Origin of the sequence: Paraburkholderia sp. CI3, from assembly GCF_050436505.1 — a bacterium.
Taxonomy (GTDB): Bacteria; Pseudomonadota; Gammaproteobacteria; order Burkholderiales; family Burkholderiaceae; genus Paraburkholderia; species Paraburkholderia tuberum.
This window is the reverse complement of sequence record NZ_JBNDMI010000003.1, coordinates 2,433,326-2,456,577: the sequence shown is the minus strand read 5'-3', so window position 1 is coordinate 2,456,577 and position 23,252 is coordinate 2,433,326. Positions and strand designations below refer to the sequence as shown.

General features: G+C 64.7%; 19 protein-coding genes. 2 read left to right on the top strand and 17 right to left on the bottom strand.

Annotated features, from left to right (window positions below; all coding sequences use genetic code 11):
* Positions 1-67: 67 nt before the first annotated feature.
* From OKW29_RS19915 to OKW29_RS19885, 7 genes are all read right to left on the bottom strand, one after another.
* Complete coding sequence (locus OKW29_RS19915; protein WP_429292228.1) at positions 68-1,447, bottom strand: glutamate decarboxylase; 1,380 nt, start codon at positions 1,445-1,447, stop codon at positions 68-70.
* A gap of 82 nt (positions 1,448-1,529) precedes the next feature.
* Positions 1,530-3,182: a bifunctional aspartate transaminase/aspartate 4-decarboxylase gene (locus OKW29_RS19910; RefSeq protein WP_429292227.1), complete on the bottom strand. Its 1,653-nt coding sequence runs from the start codon at positions 3,180-3,182 to the stop codon at positions 1,530-1,532.
* Between the two features lie 81 nt (positions 3,183-3,263).
* Positions 3,264-5,009, bottom strand: a complete 1,746-nt coding sequence (aspT, locus tag OKW29_RS19905) for an aspartate-alanine antiporter (protein ID WP_429292226.1) — start codon at positions 5,007-5,009, stop codon at positions 3,264-3,266.
* Between the two features lie 202 nt (positions 5,010-5,211).
* Entirely contained in the window at positions 5,212-5,607 is a 396-nt protein-coding gene (locus tag OKW29_RS19900; protein WP_429292225.1) for an RT0821/Lpp0805 family surface protein, read from the bottom strand.
* Between the two features lie 16 nt (positions 5,608-5,623).
* Entirely contained in the window at positions 5,624-7,375 is a 1,752-nt protein-coding gene (locus tag OKW29_RS19895) for a SulP family inorganic anion transporter (RefSeq protein ID WP_429292224.1), read from the bottom strand.
* Between the two features lie 82 nt (positions 7,376-7,457).
* Complete coding sequence (locus OKW29_RS19890; protein WP_429292223.1) at positions 7,458-8,417, bottom strand: DUF2950 domain-containing protein; 960 nt, start codon at positions 8,415-8,417, stop codon at positions 7,458-7,460.
* Positions 8,418-8,426: 9 nt separating this feature from the next.
* Positions 8,427-9,824: a DUF3300 domain-containing protein gene (locus tag OKW29_RS19885; RefSeq protein ID WP_429292222.1), complete on the bottom strand. Its 1,398-nt coding sequence runs from the start codon at positions 9,822-9,824 to the stop codon at positions 8,427-8,429.
* Between the two features lie 399 nt (positions 9,825-10,223).
* On the opposite strand from OKW29_RS19885, the gene OKW29_RS19880 reads away from it, so the two are divergent.
* Both OKW29_RS19880 and OKW29_RS19875 read left to right on the top strand, forming a co-directional pair.
* On the top strand, positions 10,224-10,697 hold the full coding sequence (locus OKW29_RS19880; protein WP_018424548.1) for a glycine zipper family protein: 474 nt from the start codon (positions 10,224-10,226) through the stop codon (positions 10,695-10,697).
* 18 nt (positions 10,698-10,715) lie between these two features.
* Positions 10,716-11,303: a hypothetical protein gene (locus OKW29_RS19875; protein ID WP_187617280.1), complete on the top strand. Its 588-nt coding sequence runs from the start codon at positions 10,716-10,718 to the stop codon at positions 11,301-11,303.
* A gap of 15 nt (positions 11,304-11,318) precedes the next feature.
* On the opposite strand, the gene OKW29_RS19870 is transcribed toward OKW29_RS19875, so the two are convergent.
* From OKW29_RS19870 to OKW29_RS19825, 10 genes are all read right to left on the bottom strand, one after another.
* Positions 11,319-12,338 (bottom strand): hypothetical protein, encoded by a 1,020-nt coding sequence (locus OKW29_RS19870; protein WP_429292221.1) that lies wholly within the window; start codon positions 12,336-12,338, stop codon positions 11,319-11,321.
* Between the two features lie 19 nt (positions 12,339-12,357).
* Positions 12,358-12,615, bottom strand: a complete 258-nt coding sequence (locus OKW29_RS19865; RefSeq protein WP_187630498.1) for an RNA-binding protein — start codon at positions 12,613-12,615, stop codon at positions 12,358-12,360.
* A 65-nt stretch (positions 12,616-12,680) separates the two neighbouring features.
* Positions 12,681-13,463 (bottom strand): enoyl-ACP reductase FabI, encoded by a 783-nt coding sequence (fabI, locus tag OKW29_RS19860; RefSeq protein ID WP_429292220.1) that lies wholly within the window; start codon positions 13,461-13,463, stop codon positions 12,681-12,683.
* A gap of 12 nt (positions 13,464-13,475) precedes the next feature.
* The gene (locus tag OKW29_RS19855) at positions 13,476-14,651 is read right to left on the bottom strand and encodes an acetate/propionate family kinase (protein WP_429292219.1); all 1,176 of its coding nucleotides are present in this window, start codon (positions 14,649-14,651) and stop codon (positions 13,476-13,478) included.
* Positions 14,652-14,655: 4 nt separating this feature from the next.
* Positions 14,656-15,645: a phosphate acetyltransferase gene (locus tag OKW29_RS19850; protein ID WP_184064541.1), complete on the bottom strand. Its 990-nt coding sequence runs from the start codon at positions 15,643-15,645 to the stop codon at positions 14,656-14,658.
* 94 nt (positions 15,646-15,739) lie between these two features.
* Positions 15,740-18,076, bottom strand: coding sequence for a DUF3141 domain-containing protein (locus OKW29_RS19845; RefSeq protein ID WP_429292218.1), 2,337 nt, complete (start codon positions 18,074-18,076; stop codon positions 15,740-15,742).
* A 178-nt stretch (positions 18,077-18,254) separates the two neighbouring features.
* The gene (locus OKW29_RS19840) at positions 18,255-18,866 is read right to left on the bottom strand and encodes a PqiC family protein (protein ID WP_429292217.1); all 612 of its coding nucleotides are present in this window, start codon (positions 18,864-18,866) and stop codon (positions 18,255-18,257) included.
* Positions 18,863-20,476, bottom strand: coding sequence for an intermembrane transport protein PqiB (locus tag OKW29_RS19835; RefSeq protein ID WP_429292216.1), 1,614 nt, complete (start codon positions 20,474-20,476; stop codon positions 18,863-18,865). Before OKW29_RS19835 ends, OKW29_RS19840 begins: the two co-directional genes overlap by 4 nt.
* Positions 20,460-21,740 (bottom strand): paraquat-inducible protein A, encoded by a 1,281-nt coding sequence (locus tag OKW29_RS19830; RefSeq protein ID WP_429292215.1) that lies wholly within the window; start codon positions 21,738-21,740, stop codon positions 20,460-20,462. Before OKW29_RS19830 ends, OKW29_RS19835 begins: the two co-directional genes overlap by 17 nt.
* Positions 21,737-23,251 (bottom strand): efflux transporter outer membrane subunit, encoded by a 1,515-nt coding sequence (locus OKW29_RS19825; protein WP_429292214.1) that lies wholly within the window; start codon positions 23,249-23,251, stop codon positions 21,737-21,739. The genes OKW29_RS19830 and OKW29_RS19825 overlap by 4 nt, the downstream gene beginning before the upstream one ends.
* Between the last annotated feature and the right edge of the window lies 1 nt (position 23,252).

Below are 23,252 nucleotides of genomic sequence, written 5' to 3'. Positions count from 1 at the left end.
CAGGCATTCCGCGGACGGAACGCCGCATGAGCCTTCGCAATAGCCCCGCACGTTCCGTCTGTCACGCTCAGCACTTGCTCGGCGTCTCCTGCCCCGCCGCGTGCCTGTGCAACTCGGGCGGCTTCGCGTTGCCGCCATGTTGTTCGAGGTATTTGCACGCGCTGACGATGTCGTTGGCAAGCAGTTCCGCCACGGTCCGGTTGACGTGCGGCCTCACCACGACCCGCAGGCTGTTGACCGATTCCGCGTCGGGCGGCATCGAATAGGCCGAGAGCACCCAGCCTTTTTCGCGCACCTTGTTCGAAACGTCGAACTCGTTGAAATTTTTGATCTTGCTGTCGAGCGTCACGGCCACGACCGGAATCCGCTGCGTTTCGTTCATCATCGTGAAGTATCCGCTTTCGACGAGAACGGCCCGCAACGCGATCGCGTTATCGAGCGTGTGCTGCATGATCCTTCGATAGCCTTCGAAACCGTGCCTGAGGAACATGTAGTACTGCACGGCGACCTGAAACGCGTTACGGCTGAAGTTCAACGTCGCGGTCGGCATTTCGCCGCCCAGATAGTTCACGTAGAAAACCAGCTCTTCATTGAACACTTTGCGTTCGCGAAACACGACCCAGCCGAGGCCTGGCGGCACGAGCCCGTATTTGTGCCCCGATGCGTTGATGGACTGCACGCGCGGCAGCCGGAAATCCCATTTGTAGTCGGGATAAAGGAACGGATTGACGAATCCTCCCGATGCGCCGTCGATATGCATCGGAATCGAAATGCCGGTGCGCTTCTCGTAATCGTCGAGCCAGTCGTGAATGCCCTGGATATCGTCGTCCTCGCCGGTGAAGGTTTGCCCCGCGATTGCCACGACGGCAATCGTGTTTTCATCCACGTACTTGTCGAGATGTTCGGCAGTTAGCCTGTAGTTGCCCGGCGTCAACGGCACGATGCGCGGCTCGACATCGAAATAGCGAAGGAATTTCTTCCATACGATCTGCACGTTGCCGCCTGTCACCATGTTCGGTTTGCTGCCGTCCTTGCCTTGCGCTTCGCGGTTCTTGCGCCAGTTCCATTTGTGCGCGAGACCGGCCAGCATGCAGGCCTCCGAGGAACCCACCGTCGCGGTGCCATACGGCTCGACGCCTTGCGGTCCGTTCCATAGCTGATGCAGCCATTTGACCATGCGCGCTTCCATCGCGAACACCTGCGGGTACATGTCATGGTCGATATAGTTCTTGAAGATGTTGCGCTTCGCGGTCTCCGCCGCTTCGGGTTCGGCCCACGTCGTGACGAACGACGACATGTTCAGCATCGGATTGGCGTCGGTCCATTCCGAGCTGATCGCGATGGCGGCCGCCGCGCGCGCGGACATTCCGTCCTTGGGGAATTCGTTTTCTGCAATTGCGTAGTTGAACTCGTCATACGGCGTAATCTTTTCGATTGACGTGGTCATCTTCTGCTCCTCAGTTCGCAGGCGTTTCATGCGAACGCCGGAGTGGCTCGCGTGGAACGCCCGGCTGGCTCCGGTTCGAGATCTACAGGACCTTGTTCTTGTCGAGGGTGCTGCCGGTCGCCGCGTTGTAGCGTTCGACGTAATCGCCGAGCAGTGCGCGGATCGCCTTGCCGATCGCGCGGTAGTCCGACTCGTTCAGATTCGCGAGCGATACGCGGCCGGACGGATGCTGCGTGCCGAATCCGCGTCCCGGCAGCAAGACCACGCGCGCCTCCCGCGCGAGTCTGAACAGCAGCTCGGACGGCTCCGTATTCTTCAGCAGCCACTCGACGAAATCGCGTCCGTACGCGCGCTCGCCAAGATATTCCATGTCCAGAATCGTGTAGTAGTCGACCTGGTTGATGTCGATGTCGTCGAACGTAACGCCCATCCCGTCGTACAGAGCGCGCTTACGGCTGCGAATCAGACGCTTCAGCGCATTCTTGTACGCGTCCGGCGTATCCATCAGCGAGAACAGCGAGAACAGCACCATCTGCACCTGCTGCGGCGTCGAGAGCCCCGCGGTGTGATTGAGCGCCACGGTGCGGCTATCGGCCACGAGCCGATCGATGAACTTGAGCTTGTCGGGCTCCGTCGTGATCGACTCGTAACGGTGATGCAGTTCCTTCTTCACGTCCTTCGGCAACTCGGCGATCAGCCGATCGAAGATATTGTCGCGGTGCGTGGCGATCGTGCCGAGACGCCAGCCGGTCGCGCCGAAGTACTTCGAATACGAATACACGAGAATCGTGTTCTTCGGCGCCAGCGCGAATAGCGACACGAAACCGTCGGCGAACGTGCCATACACGTCGTCGGTGAGCAGGATCAGATCGGGCCGTTCCTTCACGATTTCGGCGACATACTCAAGGCTCTCGTCGCTGATCCGCACCGAAGGCGGATTGCTCGGATTGACGAGGAAGAACGCCTTCACGGCGGGGTCGCGCAGCTTGTCGAGTTCCTTTTTCGAGTACTGCCAGTTGTTTTCGACATCGGCATTCACGTCGACGACTTTGAGCTGGTAGTCGTTCAGCGCCGGGATCTCGATGTAGGGGGTGAAGATCGGCATGCCGAGCGCGATCGTATCGCCCGCCTTGATCAGGTGGTTCTGGCGCATCGTGTTGAAGATGTAGGTCATCGCGGCGGTGCCGCCTTCGACCGCGAAAATATCGAACTCGCCGATGAACGGATGCTTGCCGACCATCTCCCGGCGCAAATACTGCCCGACGATGATTTCCGACAGCTTCAGCATCCGGTCGGGCACCGGATAGTTCGATGCGAGAATGCCTTCGCACATCTCGTACAGAAAGTCGCTGGCCGACAGCCCGAGCTGATCGCGCACGTACGAGACGGCGCTCGCTAGAAAGGCGATGCCCGGCACGCCCTTGTTCTCGCGCAGGAACAGGTCGAGCCGCTCGACGAGCCCGTCACGCTTCGGAAAGCCACCGACGCCTTCGGGCATATAGGCAAACGAGCGCTCGGATTCACGCATCGCAAAGAGGCCCAGTTGCCAGAACCCGTGGCGTGGGATCGTCGCGACGAAGTTGGGATTGCCGCGTCCGGCGTTGAGCATCGCAAGGTTCGCGGGCCGCTCGACCGCACCGCCGCCCGCCGCCTTGATCAACTCGTCTTTCAGTTCGAACGGACTGAGTGCCGCCAGCTTCGCCTTGTCGGCGTCCTGCTTGTCCCGCTTGCTCATGTCTCCTCCTGAACCATGTCTTGCGCATCGTGTTCCGCGCGCAGTGCGACGATACGGCATCGCCGGCAGCGATGCCCCTGGTCAAGCCAGCATCATTACGACGACCATGCCCCAGATCGTCAGCAGCGTATTGCCCACCGCATAGGTCACGGTGTAGCCGAGCCCCGGGATCTGGCTTTGCGCGGCATCGCAGATCATGCCGAGCGCCGCGGTCGTCGTTCTCGAGCCCGCGCATACGCCGAGCAGGATGGCCGGATGAAAGTGAAAGATGAAGCGTGCGATAAACATGCCGAGTATCAGCGGCAGCGTGGTGGCGAAGATGCCCCACAGAAACAGGCCGACGCCGAGGTTCTGCAAGCCGGAGACGAATCCGGGTCCCGCCGTCAGCCCGATCACGGCAATGAACACGTTCAGGCCCACTGAGTTCATGAACCACACGGTCGGCTCGGGAATCCGGCCGAAAGTCGGATGAATGGCGCGCAGCCAGCCGAACACGAGACCGGCGATCAGTACGCCGCCGGCCGTCGACAGCGTGATCGGAATGCCCGCCGCCTTGATCACGATCGCGCCCACCAGCGCGCCAACGGTAATCGCGAGCGTCACGAACGCGACGTCCGTCACGTTGGTCGCGCGGTCGATCACGCCGAGCACTTTGGCGGCGGCGCTCGTGTCTTGCGTGCGTCCGACGATCGTGATGGTGTCGCCACGATGCAGCTTCGTGCTCGGCAGAATCGGAATCGGCGTTTCGGTGGGCCCGCGCTTGATCCTGCGCAGAAACACGCCGCGCGCGAGCGGCATGCCCGCGAGTTCCTGCAAAGTCTTGCCGTCGACCACCTTGCTCGTCACGTAGACGTCCACGCCTTCGGCGGGTACGGCGAGCAGTTCGGGATCGTCCACTTCGAGCGCGCGCGCGCGGCGCACCGCGACCGTGTGATCGCCGCCGTCAACGCCGGTCCCATTGCCGGCTCCGAGCACCGAGACGAGTTGGTCACGCGGGCCGGCTATCGCAACGACATCGTCGGACTGCAGCACCATGTCGAGCGTCGCGTCTTCGACCTTGCCGCCGCGTCTGATGCGCTCGATAAAGAGGCGCGTGTTTTGCGGTTGCAACGCTTCGACCTGACTCACCGTCTGGCCACAAGCCGGGCTGTCCGCGAGGACCCGATAGGCGCGCAACTCGTAACGGTGCCACGCCTGACCCTCGCCGCCCAATTCCTTCGTTCCGCCCATCGTCGCCTCGTATTCCTTGCAGGCGGCGACGAGGTCGATGCGCAGCAGCCTCGGTCCGAGGGTCGCGAGGATCACCGCGGAGCCGACCGTGCCGAATATGTAGGTGACCGCGTACGCGGTCGGCATCGCATTCAGTAGCGTTTTAGTCTCGTCTGGTGGTAGCGACAGCCGGTTGATCGCGTCCGACGCGAGCCCCATCGATGCCGAGATCGTCTGTGAACCGGCAAAGAGCCCAGCCGCGGAACCGAGGTCGTAGCCCGCAATCTTCGCCGCGATGATCGCCGCGCCCAGGGACAACACGGCCTGCACGACGGCGAACAGCGCCTGCGGCAAGCCGTCTTTCGCGAGGCCGCGCACGAACTGTGGTCCGACGCCATAACCGACCGCGAACAGGAAGATCAGAAAGAACACCGATTTGACGTTCGGCGACACCGTGATGCGCAGCTGTCCGATTGCGATGGCCACTAGCAGCGTCGCCGTGACTGCACCGAGACTGAAACCCTTGTAGCTTTTTCCGCCGATCCAATAACCGATGCCGAGAGACAGGAATATCGCGATCTCGGGATACTGTCGTAACGTAGTAACGAGCCATTCCATCGTCGTCCTCGTCTGCGGTTCGCCCGTTGACACCGACGTGAAAGCGGGTGTGTGGTAAATGGATAGCGGCCGCCCGGTTTTCTCCAGAGGTCAGCCCACCTCCGGAATCGGTCTCTTCCCGTGAATACAATGGTTCTTCCGGCGAGGCAAAACAATACGACCTTGGTCTCACGAAATTTACGCACTGATTACGCGCGAGTCCTTATTTCTTGAGAACTTTCCACACCCCATTGCCGGTTTTGCAGGCGACCGGCGTCCAGCTCTGGGTCTGCCCTTTCGCGACCGCGACGAGCGTCGCGGTCCGGCAGGTTCGATCGCCTTCCTTCGTCGTATCCCGCGGCGTCACCGTGCCCGTGATCGAAACGGGATTGCCGGTCCCCGCATTGCTCCACTCGAGCGATTCGCCATCCTTTTTTGTGTCGAGTGCCTTTTGCGCCGCATTGTTGAGCGCTTTACGGTCAGCGTCGCGCATGTACGTAACGGGCGTGTCCTTCAGAAAGTTCAGGTTCGATGCATGACACAAAACGGGGGCGGCCAGCAGCGCCGCCGCGAGCCACCGCGTGAGCGCGCGCGCGCCAGGACGAAATTGACGTGACATGGGTTTCTCCTCGAGTTCATCCGCGATTCGCGTCGTCCGCGAAATCGCCGTTTTGCTGGAATGCGTCGACGACGTCGGCCACCGAGCCGCGTCGGCCGATGTGGCCGACACGAACTTCGAGCCCCTCGGCGCGCAGCATGTCGCGCACGTCCGCGTGCGCGCCGACGACCTTCATCGCGGCGCCCGCGGCCTCCAGCGCGCCGTGCATCGCTTCGAGCATGCGCGCGCCCGCCAGATCGACGACCGCCGATGCGGACAGATCGCAAATCACGAGCCGGACCGGTTCGGGTGCGGTGTGGATCATGCGCCAGATCGTCTCGCGCACGTGCTCGACGTTGAAGTACAGCAACGACGCCTCGACACGCACCGCCAGCACATGCGCAATCGTCTCGTTCTCGGCATGACGTTCGAGATCCGAGAAATAGCGCGTGCCGGGAATACGCCCGAGCATCGCGACATGCGGATGAGCGGCGCGGTGGATGATCAGCAGCATCGACACGAGCACCGCGACGATGACGCCCTTCAGGATGCCCAACAACAGCACCGCCGCGAACGCCACCATCGAAATCGCGAATTCGAAGCGGCTCACGCGCCACACATGACGCAGTTCGCCGACGTCGACGAGGCCCTTCACGGCCACGAGCACGATCGCCGCCAGCACGACGTTGGGCAGATTCGCGAGCAGTCCGGTGAGGAACATCAGACAGAAGCCGATCGCGAGCGACGCGAATACCAGCGCAAGCGCGCTTTTCGCGCCGGCCTTGTCGTTCACCGACGATTGCGAAAGCCCTCCCGCAACCGGGAAGGCCTGGAACAATCCCGCGGCCAGATTGGCTGCGCCAAGACCCAGCAATTCCTGGCGGGCGTCGATCTCGTAACCATGTGCCTGCGCGAGCGCGCGCGCGGCCGAAACGCTCTCGACGTATGCCAGCAACAGGCACGCGAACGCCAGCGGAACGATGCCGTCGACATCGCGCAGCCGCAGCCCGGGCAGACGGAATTCAGGCAAGCCTTGAGGCAGCGCGCCCACGAGCGTGAAGCCGCGACTGGCCAGCGGCGTGACGGACAACACGACGATCGAGGCAGCGACGACGGCGAGCGCCACCGGACGCCCCGGCAAAAGCTTTTCGCCGAGCAGCAGCAACGCGGTGCAAACGAGGCCGAAACCGAGCACGCCGAGGTTGGTCAGCGGAAGCTGCCCCCACAGCACGGCGATCCGTTCGAAGAAGAATTCGCCGCCGCCTTTCACCCCGAACAGCTTCGGCAGCTGTGTCATCGCGATCGTCAGCGCGGCGCCCGCCTTGAAGCCGAGCAGGATCGTCTCGCTGATGAAGCTGACGAGCGAACTCAGGCGCAGCAGCCAGCCGATCACGCACATGCACGCGATCAGCACGGACGTGAGCGCCGCGATCGAAGCCCAGCGCGACGGGTCGCCCCCGGCCATCGGCACGAGCGTCACGCCGACGAGCATCGAGATCGCCGAGGTCGGGCCGATCGCGAGCTGGCGCGACGAGCCGAACAGCGCATAGCAGAGGCCGCCGACCAGATAGCCGTAGATGCCGTATTGCGGCGGCAAGCCGGCGAGCGACGCATAGGCGAGCGATACCGGAATGCCATAAGCCGCGAGCGTCACGCCGGCGACCGCGTCCTTCGCGAGCCATCGAGCCTGATAGCTTCGCAGCCACTGCGCGGGAGGAAACGCGGAGCGCCACCCGCGCGCGGGTGGCGTGGAAGTCGCGCGGCCGGTGACGCTGGGTGGATGGTTCAACGTAGCGCCTCGAGTACGGAAGCGGACCTGACGGAAGCTCGGGCGCGCTGTACGGCCATCGCCTCAGCCAACCCGGAGCGGCTCAGAGCGAATCCTTGACGCGCTGCCACGTGTGGTCCGGATTGAACTCGGTCACAGGCGGCGCGTGCGCGCCACGGTCCTTCTGGTAGATGACGCCGTTGTTGCTGACCACGAAGGTCATCACGCCGCTCGTGCCGTACTGCGCCGGATAAGCGACCATCGCGAAACCCGCGATCATGTGGCCGTTGATCACGTAGCTGAACGCGCCGCCCGGCGCGTTCTTGCCCTGCCGCGTCAGGATGTGGAAATGGTAGCCCCGGTAAGGATCGCCCGCCGCGTGACCTTTCAGATATTCGGAACTCGCGGCGACGAGCGGGCCGAACGGACTCTCTTCTTCGTCGCTGTTTTCGTCGGAGTGCCAGTAGAGACCGTCCTGCTTGCCGGGTGTGCTGGCCAGCTTCTGCGCGTATTCGAGCAGGCCGTCGTGGTTGCGGTCGCGCGACGCGTATTGACGCTGCGCGTCGAGATAAGCGTGCAGCACCTTGATCGCTTCGAGTTCGTTGGCGCCGATCCGTCGATTGATCAGTTCTTCTTCGCCCTGCTCGGTGGCGAAGCGCCAGGTGCCGTCCTCTTTGACGATCGGTATCGGCATCGGCCACGCCTCGTCGCCGACCAGCAGAATCCGCCGGTTCGGTCCCCTGTCGTCGAGCACGTGATAGGTCTCGAGCTCCTTGCTCGCCTTGGCCCAGTTCGCCTCGTTCTCCGCCTGATCCGGCGATACCACGAGGCTCTTGTGCGCTTCGCCGAAGATCGCGACGAGCGACGCTTCGTCGTCGGTCTTCAGTGCGCTGGACAGCGCGGCGACCGCCTCTTCCGGGGTGGCGAAAGTGCGCTGCCCCGCGGCGAGCGCGGCCAACGGAATCGACAGCGCGAGCACCATCGCGCACAGCCGACGCGATGTGGCCACACGTCGCCGCGAATCGGCGCGTGGGCGCTTTCCGGTGATGCTTTGTCCGCTCATGGCTGCTCCTTATCGCCGTCCGCCGCCGCGGCCACCACCGCCACCGCCACGGCCGCCACCGCCGGAAAATCCGCCACCACCGGAGTATCCGCCGCCACGCGTCGATTGACGGCTCGCCGCGCCGCGCGCGCTGTTGGCTTGCGCGGTGCGCGCCGAGCCGTAGCCGCTGAACGCATCGCCGCCGCCCCCAGGCGACGCGCGCTGACTCACCTCGCGTGTGCCCGCCGACGCCGTCGGACGCTGGGACGGCTGCGGCCGCCCTTGCGCGCCAGCACCGCCGCCCGCGAAGTTTGCGCCGGCGCCGCCACCCGCGCCGCCACCTGCATAGTTTGCGCCGCCGCCCGCGCCGCCCCGGTTGCCGCCCGCCAACCCACCGCCCGCGCCCGCGCCTGCACCCGCGCCGCCGCCGCGCGACGGCGGATCGCCGACCCGTTGCGTGCGCGCCGAGCGATCCGAGATACCGCTGACCTGGCCCGGCTTCTTGTCCGAGGTCCACGCGGAGGTGCCCCCTCCCTGCCCGCGACCACCGCCGCGGTTGATGTCGCCCGTGTTGATATTGCCGCGCTCGACGTTCCTATCGCCGCGCTCGACGTTCCTATCGCCGCGCTCGACGTTTCTTTCGCGGTTGATGTTGATGTTGTTGTTGCCGCCGCCTCCGTAATGCGTTTCATAGTGCCCGCCGTTCCAGGCGGCGGTAATCGCCGCGCCCCAGATCAGCCCCGTCGCGAGCGCGGCGCCGGGCGCGTACGGATAGTAGTAGGCCGGATAGGGCGTGGGCGCGTAGGCGTAGGTCACGGGCGCGCTGGCCACCACGATGGTCTGCGGGTTGTACTGCGGCACGTAAATCACCTGCGGATCGGCCGGCTGGATCTTGATCACTTCCTTCTCGACGACCACGACCTGCTTGTCGTCGGATTTCAGATGCCCCGCCGACTGCGTTTGCCGCCGGAAGCGCTGAATCGCTTCGAGCACCGAGCCCTGATCGGCAACGACGGCCTCGCCGAGATCGATCGTCCAGTCGAGATCGGTGCTCATGTTCTTGACGATGTCGGGGTAATTCAGCAGCGCCTTCACCGGATCGTGCCACGCGTCGTTGAGCTTCAGCGACTTGTTGTTTTTGTACTGGTCGAGAAAGCGATCGGCCTGCACGATTTCGACGGGATAGGTGGAGGCAGGAAGAATGATCGCGATCAGATCGTCCGGATATAGCGCGATCGGTCCGACGAGCTTGTCGAGCGTCGCCGCGGAAACGGGTGCGTTCGGGGCCGCGTTCGCCGGGGCGTTCGCGGCCGGCGCCTGCGCCAGCGACACCGCAGTGGAGAACGCGCCGCAGCACGCCAGAAGCGCGGCGCCCAGTACATGGCTGATGCGTCGCGCGCGCTTCGCCTCGTCGTCGAGTGCCGGCATGCGCCTGCGCCTGTCGAGCGCCGTTGCAAACGGGATGATGCGTGTACGAGCACGCGAATCGCGGTCCATCGATGCTTCCCCTTGCGCTTCGTCAGCGGCCCCGGGCTGCATGGCCATGATCTTTGACAGACAGTTGTCCGAAGCAATGAAAAAGACCTGCACCTGTTGCATGAATACAGTTTGGAAACCATGGACGAAATTGCAAATACGACCTTGGTCCGATTGCGCGCGACAGGCCCGCGACACCATGATGAAAGCGAACCTGCCATTGCTGCGCATCCACCGCGCGGCAACCGGTCCCACCGGAATTCCCATTCACGGGTGCCGGTGGCGCCCTCACGCCTGAGCAAACAGGCAGCCGGCGACTCGCACCCGCGTGTACCCACGCAAGGAGCTGTCGTGAACAAGTCTACGAAATATGCCGTGATCGCCGCGTTGAGCGCGTCGCTATCGCTGGAAGGCCTGGCGCAATCGAGGCCGATTGCCTATCCGGCCAGAGGGCAAAGCCCGCAGCAACAGCAGCAGGACGAAGGCGCCTGCTATTCGTGGGCGAAGAGCAATACCGGCATCGACCCGACCATGGTCGCCAATGCCCCGCCCCCGCCTTCCGGCCCCGCGGTGGGAGGCGGCGAGCGCGTGCAGGGCGCCGCGCGCGGCGCGGCCGGCGGCGCGATCATCGGCGCGATTGCGGGCGACGCCGGCAAGGGCGCGGCGATCGGCGCGGCGACCGGCACGATGGTCGGCGGGTCGCGCGCGCGGCAGAACCGGCGCGCGGCCGCGGCACAATCGCAGTCGCAAACGCAGGGCTCGATGGACACGTTCAATCGCGCTTTCGCCGCCTGCATGTCAGGGCGGGGTTACACGGTCAATTGATCGCGCAAGGAGAGCAGCATGATTAACCGCAAACTGATCATCGCGGCGGCGCTCGTGTGTCTCGCGAATACGGGGTTCGCTCAGACGGAGGCACCCGTCACGGTCAAGAGCGAGCCCGGCAAAGTCACCGTGTCGGGCACGGTCAAAACGACCGCGACGGTCGTCGGCATCGAGCCGGCAACGCGCACCGTCTTGCTCAAGGACCCGAAGGGCAAGGTCGTGCAGGTCGTGGTCGGCGAGGAAGCGCGCAACTTCGATCAGATCAAGGTCGGCGACGTGGTCAAGGCCGAGTATTCGCAGGCTCTGACCATCATGCTGAAAAAAGGCAACGCCCCGCTGACCGCCAACGAAACCCAGACGCTCGCTCGCACACCGGCGGGCGCGAAACCCGGCGGCTCGGCCTCGCGCGAAGTCACGATCATGGCTAACGTCATCGCGGTCAATCACCAGAGCGGCGTGGTCACGCTGAAAGGCCCGCAAGGCAATACGGTGGATCTGGTCGTGCAGGATCCCGAACAGCTCAAGCGGATCAAAAAAGGCGACCAGATGCAAGCGGTCTATACCGAGGCCGTGGCCATCTCCGTGGAGCCAGTCGCCGGCAAATAGCGAGCATGGCTCGCGTCAGATCAGGCGGTGCGCTTGCGCGAGGCCGCTGAGCGGAGGCGTAAAGTCCGCGCGTCGAAAACGCACCGTCGAGAAAACCCGTATCGCATTGGGACTCGCCGGCAGACGCGCAAGGCGAAACTCGATTTCGTGCGCGGGCCGCGTATCTCCCTCTTCCAGGACGACGTTCATCCGGTCGAGCCGGTACATGCTTTTGCGCACGTAGAAATGCGCATCCGGCGCCCCCAGTACACCGCACATCACGTCGAGATGCCGCTCCAGCGCCTCTGTCTTCAGGCCCAACTGCGCCAGAGCCTGATCGTTCTCTTCGATCTGCGCCTGCAGCTTCGCCACTTCCGCGTAATTCGACGTCGCGTCGCTACCAAGCAGCGAGCGCACGCCCGCCCCTTGCCGTTCGAGAATCGTCAGGCGCGTTTTCAGCAGCGCCCTTTCGCGTTGCAATTCGTCCTGCCGCGAGGTGTCGGCCTCGATCTTGCCGAGGGCTTCGAGCACGAGCTGATCGACGATCCGCAACACGATTTGGCGCCGCAACGCGGCTTCGGATTCTTCGCACACGCGCACCTGGTGATCGCTGAAGTTGATGGTCGTCTGCGCGCGATCGGTTTGCGTCGTCTCGCCGTGTTGCCCGACGCCGAAAATACGCCGCTCGTCCATGGCCATGCCGAGCACCGCGAATACCTGATCGGCAGCGGGATGGTCGCTGAAGAACGTGTTCAGCTCGTGTGAGCGGTTGAAGACCGGGCAGACGTCGTCGGGTGTGGCGAAAAAGGCGTGGATATACGGGTCCGTCGCCCACGCCGCCGCGTTCGCTTCGCGCGTCGGCGGCACTTCATCGGCGAGCCGGAGCAGATAGGCGGTCGTGTGTTGCACGGCGGGCCGCAGGCGCGACGCATAATTGCGCGCGAGCCGCAACGACGGACAGAGCCCGACGATCCGCTCGACGATTTCCTTCGTCTGCTGATCGTCGCTCTCTTCGGAAGCGTTGCGCCTGGTCAGCCACCGCGACAGCAGACCCATGCCCGGCTCCCGTCGCCCGTCACGATTCGTCGCGCTCCGGCAGCAGCTGCGCGACGATCGTGTGGTTCTTCCAGAACAGGTTATGGACGCGGTTTTGCAGTATGCGCAGCCCGTCCGTGGGCACGTCGTCGAAGACGACCACCGCGCCTGGCCGCGAGCCCGTGCCGTGCACCCGCTGGATCGAGCTGAAGCGCGGGAACCCGTAGCGAATCAGGAACTCGCCGATCTCTTCGTCGGAGACGCTTTCCTCGACGTTTCCAAGAAACATTTCAGCCATGATGCCTACTCCTCCAGTGTCTGTTTACATATGGAATACACGTGCGTTCCATATGTAAACAGACCCTATGCGACGATGTTCAATCCGCCGTCGATATACAAGGTAGAACCGGACACCCGCCGGGCATACGGCGTGGCCAGAAACGCACAGGTATAGCCGACATCCATGATGTCGACGAGTTCGCCGAGCGGCGCGCGCTGCACCGCTTCGTTGAGCAGCAGCTCGAAATCCTTCAGGCCCGAAGCGGCGCGGGTCTGCAGCGGCCCTGGAGAAATCGCGTGCACGCGGATGCCCCTCGGTCCCAGCTCGAACGCCAGATAGCGCGCGCAGGCTTCGAGCGCCGCCTTGACGGGGCCCATCAGGTTGTAGTTCGGCACGACCTTGTTCGCGCCGTAGTAGCTCATCGTCAGCATGGTGCCGCCGTCTTTCATTAGCGGCGCGGCGAGGCGCGCCATCCGCACGAACGAATGGCAGGAGATGTCCATCGCGCTCAGGAAGCCCTCGCGCGACGATTGCAGCAAGCCGCCCTGCAGATCCGCTTTCGGCGCCCATGCAACGGCGTGAACGAGAATATCGAGGCTTCCCCATGTCTTCTCGATCCGCTCGAACACGGCCTCCATTTCGTCCTCGCCCGTTACGTCGAGCGGCATGAAGATCTCGGCATCGAGTGCTTTGGCGATCGGTTCCACATAAGGAGCCGCCTTGGCGTTCGCATAGGTGAGCGCAACGCTCGCGCCGAGGTCGTGAAACGCCTTCGCGCATCCGTACGCAATCGAATGCTCGTTGGCGACGCCGGTCACGAGGGCCTTCGCTCCTCGCAGAATCAAATTCGGTTGCTCGACAGACATGGTGAAACTCCTCTATGGGGCGACAGCGCGCGTATGGCGGGCGATCATCAGTTCCTCGTTAGTGGGCACGACCCAGACCGGCAGCCTGCTCGAGGCGCGGGTGATCAGCGGGGCGCCCGCCCGATTGGCCGCTTCGTCGAGTTCGGCGCCGAGCCACGCGGCATCGCGCACGATGCGCTCGCGGATCGCGACGGCGTGCTCGCCGATGCCGGCCGTCAGCACCAGTGCGTCGAGACCTTGCATCGCCGCGGCGAGACTGCCGAGTTCGCGCCCGATGCGGTAGGTGTAGACGTCGATCGCAAAGCGGGCACGCGGGTCGTTGCTGTCGAGCAGCACGCGCATGTCGCCCGAGATGCCCGACATGCCGAGCAGCCCCGAGCCCTTGTAAATGAGGTCCGCGATCGACTGCGTATCCATCTTCAGCTCGTCGAGCAGATAGAGCATCACGCCGGGGTCGAGGCTGCCGCAACGCGTGCCCATCGGCAGGCCTTCCACCGCCGTGAAGCCCATCGTGCTCGCCACGCTCTTGCCTGCGACCATCGCGCACATGCTCGCGCCGTTGCCCAGATGCGCGACGACGGTGCGCCCCGCCGCCGCGGCCGGTGCGATCTCCGGCAGCACGCTCGCGATGTATTCGTACGAGAGCCCGTGAAAACCGTAGCGCCGCACGCCGTGGTCGGTAATCGACGGGGGCAGCGCATAGGCCTGCGCGGTCTCGGTCTGCGTGCGATGAAACGTGGTGTCGAAGCACGCGACCTGTGGAAGGTCGGGACGCAGCTGCGCGAGGATGCGGATCGGGGTCAGGTTATGCGGCTGATGCAGCGGCGCGAGCGGGCTCAGGCTGTCCAGCTGGTCGATCACCTCGGAGGTCGCGAGGACGGGGCCGGCAAAGCGCTGCCCGCCGTGCACGACGCGATGCCCGACCGCCTTCAGTTGATTGCCGCCGCCGTGGTCGTGCAAAAAACCGCCCAGATATTCGATCGCGCCCTGATGGCCGAGCCGGTGGCCATCGCCCCATTCGTGCGAGCTGGCATTACCGTCGCGGTCCGTCACGCGAAAACGCGGGCTCGTGTAGAGCGCTTCGATCTGACCGCGCAAAATGAGCTCGAGTTGCGCTTGTTGCGCGTCGAAGGCGCTGAACTTGAGGCTCGACGAACCTGCGTTCAATACGAGGATCACATCCGCCATGACGTCACCCGACCACCTTGGCGGCCTCGCGCCGTGCCTTGGCCACCAACGCGGCGACCGCGCACGACGCGAGACGCGTCGACAGAGAATCCGCGCGGCTCGTCAGAATGATCGGCACGCGCGCGCCGAGCACGATGCCCGCCGCGTCCGCGCCGGCGAGAAACGACAGGCTTTTCGCGAGCATGTTGCCCGCCTCGAGGTCCGGCACCATCAATACATTAGCGCGACCGGCCACCCGCGACTCGATCTGCTTGATGCGCATGGCTTCAATGCTGATCGCGTTGTCGAGTGCGAGCGGACCGTCGACGAGCCCGCCGGTGATCTGCCCGCGGTCCACCATCTTGCACAGCGCCGCCGCTTCCACCGTCGATGGAATTTTCGGATTGACGCTCTCGGTCGCGGACAGGATCGCCACGCGGACTTCGTCAAATTTCAGCGCGTGCCCGAGATCGATCGCGTTCTGCAGGATGTCGACCTTCTCTTCGAGCGTCGGCAAGATGTTGATCGCGGCGTCGGTGATGATCAGCGCGTTCTCGTACCCGGGCACGTCCATCACGAAGCAATGGCTGATGCGCCGCTCGGTGCGCAGGCCGGTGTCACGGCGAATCACCTCGGCCATCAGCTCGTCCGTATGCAGGCTGCCTTTCATCAGGGCCTCCGCCTTGCCTTCGCGCACCAGTTGCACGGCTGCCGCCGCGGCGGCATGGCTATGCGGCGCATCGACGATCGTGAAGTTCGAAATGTCGATGCCGTGTTCGGCGGAAATCGCTTCGATGCGCGCGCGCGGCCCGACCAGCAGCGGCGCGATCAGTCCCATCCCGGCTGCTTCGACCGCGCCATTGAGCGAACTCTGGTCGCACGGATGCGCGACCGCTGTCGGCATCGCCGGCAGCGTCCGGCAGAAATCGATTAGACGCTGATACTTCGCGTGCTTTTCCATCTGCGTATTCCTCGTGTGTACGGTGCGTTGGATTCGTGACGCGTGGCACGCCATGCTGACGGAAGCCGTGCACACGGGCGCCGTGCATACGGGCGCCGTGCACACGGTTCCGTCACGCTTGCGTCCTGCCGCGCATCGCGCCAGTTGCTCACGTGCGAGTAGAGTCAGGCAAACGTGCGTTGCGCTTGCGGCTCACGCCCGAACCCAGCACCGCGCGGATGCGTTCGAACGCCTCCTTTTGCGCGGCGTCGGGCGCGGTGTTCAACACGCGCTCGTCGCTCGCCAGCTTGTCGAGCAGTTGTAGAAAGCGCTCGCGGTCCTCGCTGTGGGAAAGCAGCTTCGGCAGCGTGGCTATCGCCTCGTCCGCTTCGAAGCTGACGATGATTTCCTGCTCGCCCCGGATGCGCCGCCAGTGATCGGGGCTGATGTCGGGCAGGTACTCCGCGTAACTTTCGGCGATCTCCTTGCGCATCTCCAGGCGCGCGAGCGGCAACGACCCGCCCTTGCGCGACAACAGAAAGGCCGCGCGCGCGAGCGCCTCCGTGTAGCCGCCGTCGCCGATCGCCTGCAACGCCGTGCGCACGAACGGCAGCTCGCGCGGATCGATCGCGCCGGCTTGCGCGGCCACGCCATCGGCGGCCGGCTTGCTCAGATACGTCGCATACAGATTCGCGTACACGCTGAAGAAGCTGGCCTCGGTCCCCGCGTCGCGCATCGCGCGGTAATAGTCCAGCGACGCGCTGATCATTTGCGAGCCGTTGTGTTCGAGCTTGCTCCACGGGTTATCGGCGGCGGCCCGCTGGCGATTCTCACGAACCGACTGCGCGGCCGCCGGCAGCCAGCCAAGCCACGGGTTCATCGCGGACACGGCCCAGCGCTGCCAGCGCAGCGGATGAAACTGGCGCAGCAGGCGGGCGCTCGTTTCGTTCGACATCGCCTGCACGAACGGCTGCGCGAGCAGTTCATACATGCGCTGATTCAGATTGGACACCGCGGCGACCGCTTCGAACGGCTTTTCGTCGATGCGGCCGAAGCGGTTGTAACGCGCGGAAATCTCCTCGAGCCGCCGCTCATGAAATTCGACCTCGTATTCGATCTCCCCGGCCGCGTTCCTGGCCTCGTTGATGGTCATGCCGTAGAGTCCCGGCGGAAAGGTTTCGATGGTCTCGAGCACGGACATGATCTGCTTGTGCTCCTTCTTCGCAACTTTCCCGGACACGAAAATGCCCAGATGCCCGATGTTCTGGTGCGTCAGACCGACGATCACCTGGCCGCGCGACTTGATCTCCTCGGTGCTGCCGTACAGGTCCGCCACCCAGTTGAACGCCTGTTGAGGCGGCGTGATGTTGTCGCCCATCGACGCGAACAGGATGATCGGCGAGCGGATTTCACGCAGATCGAAAGCCTGGCCGCTGCTGTTCGTCACTCCGCCCGACCACAGCTTGTTGCCGACGAACAGGTTGCGCGTGATCCATTCGATCTCCTCGCGATTCATCAGGTAGTAGCTGCCCCACCAGCGCTCGAATTCCAGAAAGCGTGGCGGCTCGGTATCGACGTTCGAGAACAGGTGGTAGTACTTGTCCCAGAACGTGTTGGCGGGATTCAGGTTCTCGAAGTTCTCCACCAGATACGCGCCGTCGAACTTGCCGTTGCCGAGATCCGCCGCGTACGACGCGAGCCACGCGCCGCCCAGCATGCCGCCCGCGTAACGCATCGGGTTGTCGCCCTCGCCTTCGCTCCAGGCCGCGCTCCAGTACGACATCGGCGCACCGTTGATGACGATCGGGCCGGTCTCCTCGGGGTCGGAGCTGGCGAGCATCATCGCCGCCCAGCCGCCCTGGCAATTGCCGATGATCGCGGGCTTCGGACTGTCGGGATGCAGCGCGCGCACCTTGCGCACGAATAGCTGCTCGGCGTTGCACACGTCGAGCAGGGTCTGACCGGGCTCGGGGTCGCGAAAGAACACCACGAAGTAGACGGGATAGCCCGCGCGCAGCGCGATGCCCGCCTGCGAATCGTCCTTGAAGCCGCCAATGCCGGGGCCGTGCCCCGCGCGCGGGTCGATGATCAGATACGGGCGTTTGCGCACGTCCACGCCCACGCCTTCGAGCGGACGAAGTTGCAGCAGCGCATAGTTGACCGGCCGCTCGAACGTGCGGCCGTCCAGCACCATGTCGTACTCGAAATGCAGCACCGGCGTGGGACCGCTGACGCTGCGTTCGACGAACTCGTTGCCGCGCCGGTACAGCGTGTCCCAGAACAGCAGCGAGCGCTGCGCGGCATCTACCGTGTATTGCCACGCACTGAGCGGATCGAATGGCGCGGGCATCGCGCTTACGGTCGGGGCGCCATCGTGATCGAGCCCCAGCGTTTCGGTGACCCGTTCACTCAGATGCCGCTGGGCGATTTGCGTGCGCTTCTGCAGCACGTGGGTGATTTTTGAGGCAATGTCCTGGCTTTGTGACAACAGCGTTTCAGCGTCCATCGGAAGACTCCTGAAAGGTGCGCGTCACGATCGGTGCCGAGGCACGCGCCGTGCATCGATTGAATCGTGGAGTTGACCCAGAGCTCTAGCAATCGGACCAAGGTCTTATTATGCGCGCGACCCGGTGCAGCGCACGGGTTCGGGCGCGGCGCGTGTCGACGTGACGCAGCGCGACGTCTCATTGAACGGGGTTCGCCTGCACCGCTGCGGCGATATCGCGGCTCACCGAGGCGAGCGCGCGATCGTAGGCGGCGATGATCGGCTCGAATCCGGGACCGGATACGTTCTCGCGCGCAACCGAGCGGCCAGTGACGGCGCGGACCTTGCCGGGCGGCCGCACGGTCCACAGCACGTCGACGGTGACGTCGCGCCCCGGCACGGACTCGAAGCGCATCACGTCGATCCGCACGCGCCAGACGACGGACGGATCGCGTACTGCATCGAATACCGAAATCTGCTGCGAGTTCAGCAGCGCGCCGAGATCGGCCGCGATCACGCGGCCGATGTCGCCACCGAGCGGCTGCGCCCAGCGGTCGAATTCGTTGACCGCGACCTCGTTGTTAGCGATCCGCGTGACGATCTGCGGCCGGTCTACGATCCCGGGTATCGTGACCGGACCGATCACCGCCACGATCGGCCGGCTCGCGCCGGTGCTGTTCAACGAATCGTCCGGGCTCAGCGTGTAGAAGTTCGTCGCCGGCGACTTGCAGGCGCCGAGCAGAGCGCCGGCGAGCGCGAGCATCAGGCCGGCCGCGAAGCGGCTTATAAAGCGGCCCATCGCATCTGTCATGGCTTCTTGTCCTCGGACTTGCCGCGCACGAGCGATTCCGGATGCTGCGCCAGATAGTCGGCCAGCGTGCGCAACGAGGCAGCGGTGCGAGTCAATTCACGCATTGCGTCCTCCGTCGATTGCTGCAGCGACGAGTCGGGCTGCAGCGCGGCATTCGCGGAATCGAGCGTCGATTGCGCGGACAGCAGCGTGTCGCGCGCTTTCGGCACGACCTGCGTGTTGAGCTGCCCGAGCATCGCGTTGGTGGTGCGCAGCGTCGAGCGCGCGTCTTTGCCGATATCCTCGAACGGTACGTTGTTGATCTTGGCGAGCAGTCGCGTGACCGATTCCTGCAGCGATTGCAGCGTGCGCGGAATCGCGGGCATTTCGGGCGGCGTCTTGCTCCAGTCGATCGACGCCTTCGGCGCGTCGGGGAAATAGTCGAGTGCGAGATACTGCTGGCCGGTCAGCAGATTGCCGGTTCTCAACTGGAAGCGGAAGCCGTGCTCGACCAGATAGTTCGCGAGACCGCGCGGGTCGTTGGTGAGGTGTCCGCCGGCGCCGTCGTTCTGATAGCGTGACGTGAACCGCTCCGGATAGATATTGATCTCGACCGGACTGCTGAAGCGGCGGGTGTCCGGATCGAAGCGCGTGTAGAGCGCCGTCACTTCGCCGATTTCGACGCCGCGGAAATCGACCGGCGCGCCAACCGTCAGACCGCGCACCGAATCCGTAAAGTTCACCACGTATTTGACGACGATGCGATCGTGCATCTTCATCGCGTCGGCGCGCGTGGTGTACAGCTCGAACCGGGTGCTGGTATCGGCGCTCGTCTCTACCTGTGAATCGGGCGGCGATTCGAACGCGATCCCGCCGATGATGATCGACACGATCGACTGCGTTTCGACGCGCAAGCCGCTGCTGTCGAACGCCATATCGACACCGCTGGCGTGCCAGAAGCGCGTGTCGGTTCTGACGAAGCGGTCGTAGGGCGCATTGACGAACACCTTCACCGTGACGCCGCGGCCGTCCGGGTCCAACTGGTATGACGCGACCTGGCCCACCTGAATTCTGCGGAAAAACACGGGCGTACCCACGTCGAGCGAGCCGAGTCCCGTGCCGTGCAACGTGTACTCGTGCCCCGGCACGTCGCTGGCGATCACGGGGGGCTCCTCGAGGCCGACGAAACTGCGGCGCGCTTTTGGCGAATTGCCGACGTCGACGTCGATATACGAGCCCGACAGCAGCGTGCCGAGCCCCGACACCGTACCGCCCGAAATGCGCGGACGCACGACCCAGAAGCGCGTGTTGTCGACGAGCAGGTCCGACACGTCGCGCGTCACCTCGGCCTTGGCCACCACGCGCTTGTGGTCCGGCGTCAGCGAGACCGCTTCGACCACACCGATATCGACGTCCTTGAACTTGAGCTTGGTCTTGCCTGCTTCGAGACCGTCGCCGGTCTTGAAGCTGATGCTGATCTGCTCGCCGCGCTCCAGCACCGCCTTCACCGCCAGCCAACCGCCGATCAGGATCGCCACGATCGGCACGAGCCAGACCAGTTGCATCCGCCAGCGCGAGCGCGGCACCGGCTCCGCGGCGGGCAGCTCGGGCTCTTCAGTCGGAGTGGACACGTTCGGTCTCCAAAGCGTCCCACATCAGGCGTGGATCGAACGCCATCGAGGCGAGCAAGGTCAGCACGACGACCGCGCCGAACGCGATCGCCGCCGGCCCCGCCTTGATCGTCGCCAGCGCCTGGAACTGCACCAGCGCGACCAGCATCGTGATCACGTAGATGTCGAGCATCGACCAGCGACCGATCAGCTCGATCAGGCGATAGATCCGCGTGCGCTGCCCGGGCAGCCATTGCCAACGAAGCTGCGTCGATAACGCGAGATACCCGATGCCGAGAATCTTCAGCATCGGCACGACGATGCTCGCGATGAACACGAGCAGCGCAAGCGGCCAGGAGCCCGATACCCACAGATAGACCACGCCGCTCATGATCGTGTCCTTCTGCGTGCCGAACAGCGAACTCGTGTCCATCACGGGCAGCACGTTGGCCGGAATGTAGAGCACCATCGCGGCCACCAGATACGCCCACGTTCGCGACAGGCTCGCGGGCTTGCGCTGGTGCAACGGCGCCTTGCAGCGCGGACAGACGTGCTTGACCGCGCCGCTGGGCTGCTTGAGCAGCAGCCCGCATTCTTCGCACAGCACGAGCCCGTAGGCAGACGCCGTGATGGCGTTGCGGCGCACGCGGATCGGCGGCAACTGCCACGCCTGCGCGCCACGCGCTGCCGTGATGCGCGCCCACACCTCATGCGGATCGAAGGTCGCCGCCGCGGCCGCGAGCAGCAGCATCAGCGCGATGAACGACCACAGCGCGGTGCCCGGCACCACCTTGGCGATGTGCGCGAGCTTGACCAGCGCGACCAGCAAGCCGAGGATCAGCACCTCGGTCATGCCCCACGGCCGCGCGAGCTGAAACAGACGAAAGCACTCGGCCGGCCGCCACGGCACGCGCCCGAAGCGCAGCGGCAGCAGCAGCCACAGCATCGCCGCGGTTTGCAGCACCGGCGTGACGATCGTCGTAAGGCCGACCAGCAAGGCGAGCGGCCACGAGCCGTGGCTGTACAGCATGCGCACCGAACCCGCGAGCGTCGTCTGCACGACATGGCCGTTCAGCGACAGACCGACGATCGGAAACACGTTCGAGATCACGAGCAGCACCGCGGACGCGCACGAGAATGCGAGCGCATACTCCGGCCCGTTCGAGCGTCCGCGCCTGAGCTCCGCGCGGCAACGCCGGCAGCGCAACGCATTGCCGGCGGCGGGCGGCGCGCCGAGCTGAAGCAGGTCGCACTCTTCGCACGCAATCAGCTCGTTGCCCGTCATCTCGCCTCCACTGCACCCGACGTTCCAGCCGACGCGGGCGCGTTCTGCGAGACCGGCGCCATCGCCGGCGAGTTTTGCGGCGCGGGCGGCGGCGCCGTCAGTTTTTCCGCCTCGGCCACCCAGCCACCGCCCGTCGCCTTGTAGAGCGTGACGTACGAGGCCAGCACCGCGCCTTGAGTTTGCGCATAGTTCAGTTGCGCGTTGAACAGGCTGCGCTCCGCATCGAGCACTTCGATGTAGCTCGTATAGCCGCCTTCGTAGCGCTGCCGCGCGAGGTGCGCATAGGTGTGCAGCGCCTCGACCTGGAGGTTTTGCGCATCGAGTGCCTGATGCGTCTTCTGCACGGAGATGAGCGCGTCCTCGACCTCCTGGAACGCTACCTGGATCGCCTTTTCGTACGAGTACAGCGATTCCTGCTGGCGCGCTTCGGCCTGGTGCACCTGGCCGGTGATGTTGCCCGCCGTGAAGATCGGCTGCGTGACGCTGCCGGCAAACGACCACACGCGCGCCGGGCCGGTGAACAGATTCGAAAACTGCGCGCTGACCGAACCGAACAGCCCGGTCAGCGAAATCGACGGGAAGTACAGCGCGCGCGCCGCCCCGATCAGCGCGTTTTGCGCGACCAGCGTCTGCTCGGCCTCCAGCAGGTCGGGACGGCGTTCGAGCAGATCGGACGGCAGCCCCTCGGGAATCGGCGGCGTGCCCATCTGCGACAGCTCGCGGCCGCGCAGTATCGCGCCGGGATTCCTGCCGATCAACACCGACAACGCGTCTTCCTGCTGGGCGATCTGCGCTTCGAGCTGCGGAATCGTGACTTGCGCGGCTTGATACTCCGACTGGCTTTGCGCGAGTTCCATCTGCGAGACCTCGCCGTAGCGGAAGCGCGCCTCGAACACGCGCACCGATTCCGCGCGGCTTTGCACGGTCTCCTTCGCGATCACTAGCTGCCGGTCCAGACTGCGCAGATTGATGTAGGCCGACGCGACCGAGCTCACCAGCGTCAGAATCGTGGCGCGGCGGCCCTCTTCGCTTGCGAGCAGATTCGCGCGTGCCGCCTCGGTTTCCCGGCGCACCTTGCCGAACAGATCGACTTCCCAGGACACCGCCAGCGTCGCGTCGAACTGGTTGTAGACGGGGCTCACGCCCTTCGGCACCGGCACGCCTTCGTCCTGCGAGACCCGTTGACGCGACGCGTCGGCGCCTGCCGAAAGCTGCGGGAACAGCCCGGAGCGCGTGGTCACGAACTGCCCGCGAAACTCGTCGACGCGCGCGGCCGCGACCTTCACGTCGCGATTGTCCTGCAGCGCGGCGGCGATCAGCTGATCGAGCACCGGGTCCTGAAACTGCTCCCACCACACGGGGTTGGCGATGCCCGCGGCCTCGCCCTGGGCGAAACGATAAGTGGCCGGCACGTCGACCGCCGGGCGCTGGTAGTTGGGGCCTAGCAGGCATCCGCTCAGCGCGAGCAGCATGACGGATGCGAGCAGACGCGCCGGTGCCGTGCCGTGCATG